A 12,593-nucleotide genomic window follows, 5' to 3' on the forward strand; every position below is an offset into this window, starting at 1 on the left:
CGCTACTCAGCAATAGAAACTGCCAGGGAATGAATTCCCTGGCTCAAAGCTAAAGTCCTCTCAAGAGGACTAATAAGATTTACGGATTACAAGGTAAATTTGCCATTTTGAGTAAAGCGAAGAATCTCAAATTCTTGCAATAAAACCGTCTAAAGTGCATAATTGCTAACTAATGAACTCTTCATTCCTCCTAGGGAGGACTTCAGCTTTGAGGCGGGGGTTTCAACCCCTGCCGGACTCAACTTTTAACGTTAATTAAATTGACACCAACGGCCGCAACATCTCCCCAACCATTAAAGTAATAAATTTCTCCTCTTATCTAACAAACCTCTCTCTTTCCCCTCTTCCTCTGCGCCCTCTGCGCTCTCTGCGGTTCATTAATCTTATTCTTAAAATTTTAGTTAAATCCTCTTTCTCTTATTGTACAATAACTTTTAAACAAATTCATCTAAGGCTCAAAACCGTGACCAAATATGTGATGTGGGGAAGTTACTGCGAAGACGTTCTCGAAAAACGCGCTCCGTTTCGAGACGCTCATTTAGCTGGATTGGCTAAGCAGAAGGAATCGGGGGTATTAAGTACGATCGGGCCAACGAAAGATTTAACAAAAGTTTTTGCAATTTACGAAGCGGAAGATGAGGCACAGGTGCGACAATTGGTGGAAGCCGATCCTTATTGGGTAAATGGGGTTTGGACTGAGTACGAAGTGAAAGAGTGGATTCAAGCTTTTTGAAGAGGTTAACAGGGTGAACATCTTAACATTGGGTGACAGCGATTTAGTTCCAGTTGACTATGGCGATTTGCTGGACAAGATTTTAGAAGTTTTGCAGGGAAACAATCCGTTTAGCGTTTCGGGCGATCGCAGACGCTTGCTAATAGATATTGACGCGGTAGCTGCTCAAATATCGAGTATGAGCGTGCGGCCTCCCTTGGGTGGTTTTGAACGCTTCGCACATTCTGCTACAGTCAATTTCACTCCCGAACTTGAAACTCAATTTTGCACTCAAATTAGACAAATTAGACAATATTTGCGACAACATATAGCATCAGTCGTGGGAGGGAATGATGCTATTGCAAATTTCGTGGCTAGCTTAACTGAGCCTTTAGAATCACGGTCTTTTCAGGGAAACGGTACCGACTTAGGCTTCAAATACGATTTTGCAAAATCTTCTCCTACATTAGCAAAAAAGAAGCTAACTTTGCAGCGCCCAAATACTGTTGGGACACAGGCAATTTTGAAACTGCATAAATTGACTATCGCTGTGCGAGATTCAGACATCTTTCAGCAACAACTGAAGGAGGGTTTAGAGAATTACATTAATGAAAATGCTGACACTGAAAGTGATAAACAAGAACTGCATCATCGTCTTGATGAGATGGTTAAAGATAAAAATTCTGATTTCCACAAATTACTCAAACTTGTAGACAAAGAAACTCTAGGGAAGCTCAAAAAAGAAGCTAAAATTACCTACTTGGAGTACCTGCTAGAACACATCCGCACTAGCAGCACAGATAGTGTTGGTATCATCTACTTAGAAGATTTGATCCGGCGGATTAGGTTGCTAGAAGCATACATTGGCGATGGCACTAAAGAAGATGGCTATTATAATGTCAATTATGCCGGTGTCTCAATTAACTACAGAGATATGTTTTCCCGATCAGAAGTTTTAGATGCGCTTCCCATCATTCCGATTGTAGCAGGTTATTTAGGAGAAACCACAGACACCCCTCTGAGCGAACGTAAATATATTTTCGGTTTAAAACTAAAATTTGGCAACGAAGTTCAAGCCCGTGGCGGTGAACCTGTATTTGATTATAACCTGAATTTTCTAAATCCTGACAGCGATGACCACAAAGCAGAATTAGCGGATAGTTACACTAGCGAAACATTCATTCGCAAAGTATTAAAAATAGCATTATTGTACTATTTTGTATTTGCTTCTCACAGCAATCCTTTAGCACCAGATTATAACCATAATTCTGAACTAAGTTACGATCCAAAACAAAGGTTTGAATCAGTCATTCCTGTACTGCGAAGTTCTGATGAAGAAAAGAAAAAGGGGATATTCCGAGGTATCAAAAGAGGGATGAATGAATATAATGTTGAAGTTAAAATAAACCGTCTCAAACAACTATTAAAAAATTTTCTAGACAGACAAACAATTTTGCCAACTCGCACAGAACCGCGGCATATAAGCGTCAAAAGAGGCATCCTAGAAGACCTGGATCGTGATTCAACCCAAAGTAGATTTTTCAATGATGTTCTGCAACGAAATCCTAAAGAATCACTTCAGTATATTGCCGTCGAACAATCTAGTATCAACGAAACAGCTATTTGTCAACTACCCGTCACTATCACCATCGAAGATGTCCGCTATTTTCCTACAGCTCAATTCCAAAATTTCAGTCTAGAATATAATATTAATGGCATCGATGTTTTGCCTGTAATGTGGGTTCCACAAACTATGATGAGTGTATATAGCAGCAGTTTTTGCGAACAGTATAAATTGCTGTTGTTTCGTTATAACAATAAACGTTTAGACAGCCAGGATGGTTTGAAATCGGATGCAGCGTTTGTTTACAAATTTTCTGTTTCACTGCTGTCTTATATTTGCCTAGAAATATTGTTAAATAAAGCAAAAAAGAATTTGTTTATTCCGATGGTGAGACTTCACGAAGGCGACCACAATAACCCTTCGCCGTCGGAAAAGTTTATAGCTAACGTTTCCAAAACATTGTCTCATCTTTTTAGTGAAAAATACCGCTCGACTTCTCAAGGGTTTCGCATCAAGGGAAAAGCAAATGGCTACAGTATCCGCAACGGTTTGAGTTCCCTGTATTCAATATTGCCTAAAAAGTTTAAATTTCGGAATGTTCCACTATCTCCAGAGTTGGACAATTTAGCAATTATTGTCGTCTCAAGCTGCGAAAGCGATGCAAGAAAAGGTAATAGCGATCGCTTTCAGAGAAAAACTTGCTTGTTAGGCGAAGTCGCGGGAATTAAACGTCTATCAGACGATACAATTCAAGTCGGAATGCTGAAAACCTTGTCAGAAAACTACAGCGTTCAACACCTTTACAGTCAGCCATCAATTCTTGAAGATACTGTCAGCCAGCTTTACAAGCATGGCTATCGCAATTTTCTGTATATTGCACAAGCACCTTATACAAGCACGCTGCACATTACCCAGACTGATGAAGACGATCAATTGTTTTTTATGTCGAAAAAGCTCATCCAAACTTTGAAAGGAGATCGGCAAGATATCAAGATTTATCCGGTATTTTTTGATAAATATTACGTCCGAAGTCCTAAAGAGCACAAGGGAGAATCTTTCTACATTCAGGATACAATGGAACTGGAAAGTTTATCAAAAGATCCCAGTCACCAAGCTGTGATGTTTTTTAATCTGTTTAATGGTATCAAAGTAGAGCAAGGGGACAAGAACTTTTACAACGGTGTGATTTCTTACTCGACACTGTTGAAGATATATGAAGGCATTCTGGATGACCAAGATATTCGCCAAGGTTTGATGTACGATGGTGAAATTAAAGATACTTTACTGCACTATTTAACCATCTTCCACTTTTCTAGGTATGAAGCCCGTCAAAACATTAGTTTGAAACTCGATCCATACGCTCATATTATCGGTGATGAATCCGTTGGTGCTTTATCTGTGTTTAGTCATCCGGGCGGGAATGCTGAGTTTAACTCGCTGGCATTTTTGAATAAGGTAAGAGAAGTATTAAATGTCGGTGAGAGAGGTACAAAATAATGATCGGTGAAGATTTTGGGCGGCTGTTTGAGGTGGGATTCAATATCGGGATTCTGGCATATATTCAGCGGGAAAATTTAAGTCACAATTTTGGCGATTCCTACCGTCTCGATTTGCAGAGGCTCAAATTGCCAAAGATGACGGCGGAAATCGTCAGAGAAGCCAATCTCCTGGCTAGTTTAGATGCTCAAATCGTTGAAAAATGGAGTTTGTTCTTTGTCCAAAAAGGTTTTTTAGGTGGGTTAATTTTTTTTCGTGAGTACGTCCAATCTACTGGCTGGAATTTGCAGCGGTTGAAAATTGTGTATTGTCAGTGCAGTTTTAGTGATGCTAATAGTATCAGAACCTATAACAAGGGTGATAAAGAAGCGTTTAAAGAGCTATTGTCTCAGTTAAAAACTGCCAAACCTAGTTTATCAGATGATGAGATTAACTCGTACATCCGCCGCTACTCGAAAAAGGGTGAGTTTTTGCAGGCTGATACGCTGATGCTGTTACAGTATGGAAATGAGTTTAGAATTCTCTGCGTTGATTTGTCTGTTTTTTCTCCGACGCTAGCTCCCAAACCGGAGGATATCAATGAAATAGAGGTGATTCGGAAATATTTGCTGAGAGAAATTAGCTATTTGCGATCGAAAAGTGTGTTTTCTAATCTGCGGATGGATACCAGCACTTTAGGTGTTGATTTCTCGGAGGATTTAAAACGCTTTTTCACAGCTTTTAAGTATAAGGATAAGGAAAGCACTAAGTTAATTCAGGCTGGTAGCTATGCTCACAGCTTCTATGAATTTCTGCAACAAACAGGTATCCTTGGACAAGCTGCTGAGGTTTTGTTTAATGTGGTGGGTTATGGCGATCGCAATATTAGCACAATTTCCCTACGCAAGGACAAACTTAAGCTGTTAGCAACTTGTTCTGAAATTTACAAAAATGAATCTAGGAAGCAAGAAATCAGCGATGCTCGCAGCGAAGTTTTGGATGTGATTCAACTCAACGCGGCTCGCAGTTTCAAAGAAGGCAGAAAATTTGTCGATTCTCTGTTAGGAATTGGGAAAAATGCCACTGAACCTGTATGTCATAGTGAGCGGATAGACAATTTTGTTAATTCAATCGATATTATATCAGATAAACTGGCAGATGACTTGCAAATTTCTCGCGGTTTGCATTTGAGGAATGCTCACGCTGAATTGATTGTGAAAGCGCTTCAATCTGATGAAACTTATATCTTTTTGACTGGGAATCCGGGAATAGGTAAAACAACTGCGATCGCAAATTTCCTCAAAAGCCATATCGACGACGGTTTCTTATTCCTATACGTCAGTCCCCGCAAGCAAGTAAACTTGGATATTATCGAAAAATTCACAGATAAAAATACTCGTTTGCTGTGTGACGATCGGTTATTCTGTATTAACACAAACTCCGATATTATCGCCAGCTATTCGGGAAAGCGTACAGTCAAGTATAGCTCGAATAGCCACAATGAAAACTTCACACAAAAAACGGTTCATTTTCTCAAAGACAATCCAGAAAATCAGGTAAAAGAATACCACCAGCGACAAATCGCCAGAAAAAATGAAACCGTAATTGAACCAGCTAGCCTCAAAACTATGGGAGTGCTAAATAGCATTTGCAATGGAATTTATAGCCTGATCAACTGTCAAACTTCTAATAATATTGTAGCTACGGTTTCCATCCAATCTTTGAGGATGAAAGAAAATCGACAAAGTACCCTAGATTATTTAGAACAGATATTTCAAGATACTTACAACAAACGGGATAAACAAGTCATCTCCACCAAGATGCAAGAAATATCCAGCCGCATCAAACACATCTTCATTATGATAGATGAAATTACAGGAGATGACGGTGGCGTTGAGTTTTTAGCCGGAATTGCCAACATGGTTAAAAATCATGAATTGCACAAGCCACAGCACGGCTTTAATACTAAAATTATTGTAGCAGATGCTTCGATTGTTGACTCGGATGTGATTAAACAACACCTTGAAAACACATCTCCAGAACCGGATAAAATCTATTTTAAAAAATTAGCTAAAAATTTGGATGTCATTGAACCTTTACAAGTCACTCCTTTTGAATTTAAACGGCTACCTGCAACGATAATCAATGCCAATTCCTACCCTGCCCGCAGTTTAGAGATAACTTACAAGGTATTTGTAGAAACTGTTAAATACAATGAAAATGCGTCTTTAAAGGAGGATAATGATTTAGTAAAACGGGTACAGTCTGAAATAATTCAGGATATCAATCAGCGATTGGGGGAACCTGGTGTCGAACAAATTATAGTCTATATTCAAAATAAGCGAAGATTGGCAGAATTGATTGATAAAATTCAAAAAGAACGAGATTTTAATAAGTTTGAAGATTATATAGAAATTCATGCGAATATCTCGGAAGAGGAGAAAGCAAAAATACAGGAGTGTAAAGATACAGCTAAGGTAATCTTTATGACTGCATCGGGAAGTCGCGGCTTATCTTTCCCGAAAACTAAACACATTTTAGTAGATATTCCGCGCTTCCAGATTGAGAAAAATCTGATGGAAGTAATACAGGTGATTTATCGGGGGCGCGGCGAAGATAAACATGGTAAAACCCTTGACGGTGAAGACAAGCAGTTGGTTTTTTACGTGTCTGATACAGCAGTTTACTATGCTGATGATGCGGAACTTTCCCTACAAGAAAGCAAATTGAGTTTGTTGAATTTACTGCTAATTCTGAAGACTGCGGTGATGACGCGAATTGTCGGGTACGGGAATTTAGGTAGGGAAAAGTTTTTGATGATTCCCATCGGTGGTAAGTCGGTTTCTGCGGTGGGGGATACTTTTAGTAACAAGATGGCTTCTCTAATTAAAACGCTCAAGAGCGAAAGCATCCGAGGAAATATGTTGCTAAAGGAGGTTTATACGAGTCTAGAAGAGCTTTTGGGTCGTGGGGAGTTTGTTTTGACAAATTCTGATAACTCTCGTTACAAGGGCAATTCCTACCTGGAAATGCGGGATGATTTTAACAAAAAGTTTTTGGAGAAGTGCAATCCGTTAGATGGTTTGCTGAGTTATGATAATTTAGAGAGTGGTCATATTTGTGGTAGTTTGTTGGTAGTGCCTCTAGCTAAGCAAAATTTGCTGGAAAAATACCAGATGGGGCTACGCGAACAAATTCAGAAGTGTGTAGATAATCAGTTGCTGGAAAAAATGTATCGAATCAGGGATAGCGAGTCGTACCCGGAGAATGTACGATCGGCAATTAGAGGCGGTGCGATCGAGCTTTTGCAATTTCTCAACAGCGAAGTCGAGAAAACTCAGTATTTTGAAGAGCAGAGTCAGCAGTTCGATCGCTATTATGCCATGCCGCTGTTTGCTTTTGTCAGCGGGGAGGAAATGCAGGAGTATTTTGCTGACAGCAGGCTGGAAGAACCGGAAGACAGGCGGTTTCGGGATATTTTGTCGGCTTACGTGCGATCGATCTACCCTGTAGATAGTGTAATGCCGATCGGGCACAAGTATCAAGACTTTCCATTTATCGTGTTTAGAAGCTACAGTTTAGAGCAAAGTAGAGAAAAAATTTTCACAGATAAATATCTTTTAAGTTCCAACGAATTGAACGTGCTCAATTTAATTTTGTCAAAACAGATAAACTAGACCTCTTGCATTCCCAAGCTTTCAATTCCTTCAATAATCTGCGTTTATCTGTGTTTATCTGCCTTAAATCTGCGGTTTCTGTATCAATCAAAGACTTATGCAATGCAAGCCTACTGAAACTTGTAGGCTGCGTCAGCTAGCTGTCACCCTGCAGAGAAAATAAAACTCTTCCGGGGCGCCATACTTGCTACTTGCTAACTTCAAACGGCGTGTATTTCCCCCCCAAAGCTTCGACGATGGTGCGAGTATTAGCAGACATCATTTTCACATAAGAATCGCCCTCGCTTCCGGGCGCCCCAATCGAATCAGAATAAAGTTGCTGCGCTGCCAATTTCACCCCCGCTTCCTCCGCCACAGTTTTAATCAGTTGCGGGTTAATTGTAGTCTCGGCAAAAATAGCAGGAACTCCCGCAGCTTTCACCAATTCTACTAACTTTTGCACCGTTTGAGCGCTGGGCTGTTCCTCCGTACTAATCCCGATCAAACTGTCAGCAATTCCCAATCCGTAAATCCGGCTGTAATATTGAAAAGCATCGTGAGTTGTTACTAATTTGCGCTGATTTTCAGGGATAGTTTTAATCTCTTGTTCGATCCAACTATCCAAGCGTTTTAACTCTTCAGTAAGTTTCACAGCATTCTGCGTAAACTTCTCCCGATCTTCCGGCGACAGTTCGATTAGCGCATCCCGAATCGCTTCCACCATTTGAACTACATTTTCCACATTTCCCCAAACGTGCGGATCGGGTACGGTATTGCCTTCTTTATTCAGTAGCAAAGGCTTGACAACTTCACCCACTGCTAATTTCCGCGCCTTAATTCCGGCGGCATTCATCATCCTAATTAATCCCGGTTCTAAATTGTAACCGTTATACAAAATTAAGTTAGCTTGTTCTAAAGCTTGAGAATCTTTTGGCACCGGTTCGTAAACGTGAGGATCGGTTCCCGGCTGCAAAATTCCTGTTAGCTGAACTTCGCCGCCGGCTACTCGATCGGTCAAATCCTCAATAATTGTGCTGGTAGCAACTACCTTGGGTTTAGCACCTGCCTCTGGATAGAGGCGATCGCCCTGGGTTTGAGCGCAACTAAATAAACCCACAGTCAAAATGCCGCAGGCAATACTTCTAATCAAAAATACCTTGGACTTGTCCAATGCAGGGCGGGAGGTTTCAATCCCCCACTCACAGCTAAACTCCCCTTGATAGGATTGCTTTACAATTGCCGTCGGTTTTAACTCACATCTGGCACCATTCTCAATCACCCTTCTATGGGCGGGCAGGATGCCCACCCCACAAGAAAACTCACTCTTCGCTTCACAGGCCTCTTGCCTCTGATTGAGAATGGTGGAAGATATGAGAAGTTTTAACCGACTTGAGATTTTCGCTACAAAGCCTATGGTTTGAGGGGTTTCCAGCTTGGACTGTCGCATTATCTACCTCTGGTGCGTTCCCGATTATTCCTATTTACCGATGATTTCATATTCTTTTCATTTTTACAGTAAACTTAATAAAAAGGATATAGAGTCACCCCAATGAATACCGCCGCCTTCCCCAACGAGAATCCTTGGTCTCAAATGGTTTGCCACCTCAAAGACAGCGCTACCGACACTGAAATTATCACTGTTAAGCACTTAGCAGTAAACTACCGCACGGTAGAGGCACTCAAAGATATCAATCTTTCCGTCAAACCGGGAAGGCTGACGGGTATTATTGGGCCCAACGGTGCCGGCAAAAGCACGCTGATCAAAGCAATGTTGGGCTTAATTCCGGCAGCTCGCGGCACTGTTACCTGGGGGGAAGAAGCGATCGCCGATCGACTCGAAACAGTAGCCTACGTGCCGCAGCGATCGCAAATTGACTGGAACTATCCCGCCACCGTTTGGGATGTCGTGATGATGGGAAGAGTCAGAAAAGCCGGATGGTTCCGCCGCTTTTCGGCAGCTAGTCGCCGCACCGCTGCCGATGCCTTAGAAAGAGTAGGCATGAGTGCTTACAAAGACAGACCGATCGGACAACTTTCCGGCGGACAGCAACAGCGAGTATTTCTAGCGAGAGCCTTAGCCCAAGAAGCCTCTATTTTCTGCTTTGACGAGCCGTTTGTTGGCGTTGACCAAAAAACTCAAAATATCATTTTTGACATCTTCCACCAACTAGCAAATGCCGGAAAAATCGTCTTAGTAGTCAACCACGACTTAGGCGAATCAATCACTAATTTTGACGATTTAATTTTGCTAAATACAGAATTGATTGCTGCTGGTTCCCGCCAAGAAGTGCTAACCCAAGAAAACCTTTACCGCGCCTACGGCGGACAAGTAATGTTCTTTGCCGGACAAGCAGCTTAATTAGCCAGCAGTCAATCGATTTTAGATTTTAGATTTTAGAGGCGACCCCATGGATAAATGCGGGGGCTTGAGGATTTTCGATTTTCGATTTTGCATTGATTCCACGCATAAATCACGTGGCGGGTACCACCTTTGAAATTCTTGGTCATTAATCTAGGAGTTACACTCTTGAACCCGGTTTTTTTGATAATCTTGAATTGGGAAACGATAAATCTCGGATCGAACTCACATCTTGCACCATTCTCAAGAACAGGCTTTCCGGCCTGTTCCACAAAAAGTGAATTTTCTCGCTTCACCCACCGGAAAGCCTGTTCATAAAAAGCTTATTGAGAATGGTGCAACCTCTCAGATCAAACCGGGTTGCTTTGGTTGTTAGTCATTAGTTAACTGTGATTTTATAATTTTATGCTACAAACCTTAATTGAGCCGTTGCAGTACGGATTCATGCAGCGATCGCTCGTAATTGCCATTCTCGTCGGCATCGTCTGCGCGATCGTCGGCAGCTACCTAATGGTACAGCGACTGGCCTTGCTCGGAGACGCCATCAGCCACTCGGTTTTGCCCGGATTGGCGATCGCATTTATCCTCGGAGCAAATATCTTTATCGGCGCGTTCATTGCCGGAGTTTTGAGTACAGTCATCATAGCTTGGATCAAAGCTCGATCGACAATCAAAGAAGACGCGGCAATGGGCATCGTATTTTCGGCATTCTTCGCCCTCGGCATCACCTTAATTACGATCGTCCAAAAAGACAACAAAATCGACCTCAACCACTTTCTGTTCGGCAACATCCTGGGCGTGACTGTCGAAGATGCGATCGACACAGCCGTTATTGTCGCCGTAGTCTTATTAGTTGTAGTAGTCTTTTACAAAGAACTGCTATTTTACACATTCGATCCATTAGGAGCGCAAGCAACAGGTTTGCCAGTAAACCTGCTCAACTTCGGACTGATGGTACTCATCGCCCTCACGATAGTTGCCAGCCTCAAAGCTGTTGGGGTAGTGCTAGTTTTGTCCCTATTAATTACACCCGCAAGTACCGCATATCTCCTAGTCACTCGCTTGCACCAAGTAATGATTTTAGGAGCAATAATCGGAGTTATTTCCAGCATTAGCGGAATGTATCTCAGCTACTTTTATAACTTACCATCCGGGCCCGCAATAGTTTTAGTTGCATCGGGATTATTCGTGCTATCATTGCTGTTCAGTCCCACTCAAGGAATCCTCACCCAGCCCCGCACACACTCCGGTCAAATTCCTCCAATCTGGCGGGAATTAAAAAATTTAACTAAAGGCCGATAACAATTAACTTTGTGTTAACGATTCAGCCCCGCCCCTCCAATTTTCAATAACAATCTGCGTTAATCCCCGTGCATCTGCGTTTCAAAAAAGGTTCTCCAATTAATCCACCTAATTGCGAATCACCTGCAGCATCCCGATGTTGTCAAAAGGGTTTTTTGTTTAAGTGCCAGAAAGCAAGCATGGGATGATACCGAACCGGGCGATCGCAACTGCCAACTATTCGTCAGAAAAGACTGTACAATAACAAAAGTTAAAATTTCACTCAAACAGAGCTACTCAGTTAAAAAACATGACAGTCAAAGTAGGAGACACCGCACCAGATTTTACCTTACCATCTCAAACTGGCACATCAGTCAGCCTCAAAGATTTTAAAGGTAAAAAAAACGTCATAGTTTACTTTTACCCCAAAGACGACACACCCGGATGCACTACTCAAGCTTGCGCCTTTCGAGATAGCTACGAAGTCTTCAAAGACGCAGGTGCAGAAGTCATAGGAATTAGCGAAGATTCGCAGCAGTCTCACCAGCAATTTTCGGCCAAGTATCAGTTACCTTTTACTTTGTTGAGTGATACTGGCAACAAAGTTAGGCAATTGTACGGGGTTCCAGCTACCCTGTGGATTATGCCCGGTAGAGTTACTTATGTCATTGACAAAGAAGGCGTTGTCAAGCATATTTTTGACTCCATGTTAGACTTCAAAGCACACGTTGCAGAAGCACTCAAAACTTTAGAAACCATCAAAAGTTAGATGATTTGCTTAAATATATTGTTGGTAGTGAGGACGAAAGTCCTCATCCCTCATTGTCTAAAAAACAAGAAAAAACTAAATTCCTGACGGCGAACAAAGGGTTTTTAGTGAGAACGGAAATTCTCAGACTAGAGGTTTTCCTGTACCCAATTTTTAAAAGCTTGAATAGCCTGGGTTCTACCAGCAACTTGACTCTGCTGAGTGTACTGGTTCACCAGTTGAACAATCGGGATATTGGGGAAAGTGGGACTAACATCAGACTCAATATATTGTTCGGCTTGCAAGACGTTGATTTGTAGCCCTCGCCTTGCGTATCGCCAAAGTTCCGGCACTCGTAGAATTTGATAATTATCCAACTGCGTGCGAGAGGTGAGATCAATTTCTATAGCTAAGTCTGGGGGCGGATCGACACTCATATCGAGGCGATTTTTACCGATAACCGCTACTTGATTTTGAATGTAAAAACAGGTATCCGGTTCGACAGCCTGACTCATGCGTTCATTTTTCAACGTTGTCGAACCCAACGACTCAAATGCTATTTGTCGTGTTTCCAACAAAATTTTTACCATGTCGCCAATAATTTCCTTGGCTTTTTCATGTTCGGGCAGAGGAACCATAATTTCTAACCTTCCGTTACTATAGGAAAGTCGGGAAGCACGACGTTCTCCTAATTCCGCCAAAATACTTTCAAATTGTTGCCAGTTAACATCCTCAACCAGTAATTGCTGACCCGGCTGAATCTTCAATTGTCTTAACTCCAATAGCATAATTTTTCA

Annotated in this window: 8 protein-coding genes; 6 read left to right on the top strand and 2 right to left on the bottom strand. The window is 41.7% G+C overall.

What is annotated here, in order from left to right; translation table 11 throughout:
* Window positions 1-463 precede the first annotated feature (463 nt).
* The 3 genes from QUA33_RS09630 to QUA33_RS09640 are packed head-to-tail and all read left to right on the top strand — an operon-like array spanning window position 464 to window position 7,429.
* Window positions 464-733 carry a YciI family protein gene (locus QUA33_RS09630; RefSeq protein ID WP_333148403.1) on the top strand — a complete coding sequence of 90 codons (270 nt, stop codon included), beginning with the start codon at window positions 464-466 and terminating at the stop codon, window positions 731-733.
* A gap of 13 nt (window positions 734-746) precedes the next feature.
* A complete protein-coding gene (locus QUA33_RS09635) occupies window positions 747-3,773 on the top strand; it encodes a hypothetical protein (RefSeq protein ID WP_333148405.1) in 3,027 nt (1,008 codons plus the stop codon).
* Window positions 3,773-7,429: an ATP-binding protein gene (locus QUA33_RS09640; protein ID WP_333148407.1), complete on the top strand. Its 3,657-nt coding sequence runs from the start codon at window positions 3,773-3,775 to the stop codon at window positions 7,427-7,429. The genes QUA33_RS09635 and QUA33_RS09640 overlap by 1 nt, the downstream gene beginning before the upstream one ends.
* A gap of 187 nt (window positions 7,430-7,616) precedes the next feature.
* Here the strand turns inward: QUA33_RS09640 and QUA33_RS09645 are convergent, their stop codons facing one another.
* Window positions 7,617-8,855, bottom strand: a complete 1,239-nt coding sequence (locus tag QUA33_RS09645) for a metal ABC transporter substrate-binding protein (RefSeq protein ID WP_445243231.1) — start codon at window positions 8,853-8,855, stop codon at window positions 7,617-7,619.
* 102 nt (window positions 8,856-8,957) lie between these two features.
* Here QUA33_RS09645 and QUA33_RS09650 point away from each other — a divergent pair, with 102 nt between their 5' ends.
* The 3 genes from QUA33_RS09650 to QUA33_RS09660 all read left to right on the top strand — a co-directional run bounded on the left by QUA33_RS09650 (window position 8,958) and on the right by QUA33_RS09660 (window position 11,817).
* Window positions 8,958-9,767, top strand: coding sequence for a metal ABC transporter ATP-binding protein (locus QUA33_RS09650; RefSeq protein WP_333095155.1), 810 nt, complete (start codon window positions 8,958-8,960; stop codon window positions 9,765-9,767).
* Window positions 9,768-10,172: 405 nt separating this feature from the next.
* Window positions 10,173-11,069: a metal ABC transporter permease gene (locus QUA33_RS09655; RefSeq protein ID WP_333148409.1), complete on the top strand. Its 897-nt coding sequence runs from the start codon at window positions 10,173-10,175 to the stop codon at window positions 11,067-11,069.
* Between the two features lie 289 nt (window positions 11,070-11,358).
* Window positions 11,359-11,817, top strand: coding sequence for a peroxiredoxin (locus QUA33_RS09660; RefSeq protein ID WP_333148412.1), 459 nt, complete (start codon window positions 11,359-11,361; stop codon window positions 11,815-11,817).
* Between the two features lie 128 nt (window positions 11,818-11,945).
* Here the strand turns inward: QUA33_RS09660 and QUA33_RS09665 are convergent, their stop codons facing one another.
* Window positions 11,946-12,584, bottom strand: coding sequence for a Uma2 family endonuclease (locus tag QUA33_RS09665; protein ID WP_333148413.1), 639 nt, complete (start codon window positions 12,582-12,584; stop codon window positions 11,946-11,948).
* Window positions 12,585-12,593 lie beyond the last annotated feature (9 nt).

Origin of the sequence: Microcoleus sp. Pol14D4 (genome assembly GCF_036701245.1) — a bacterium.
In the GTDB taxonomy this organism is placed as follows: domain Bacteria; phylum Cyanobacteriota; class Cyanobacteriia; order Cyanobacteriales; family Microcoleaceae; genus Microcoleus.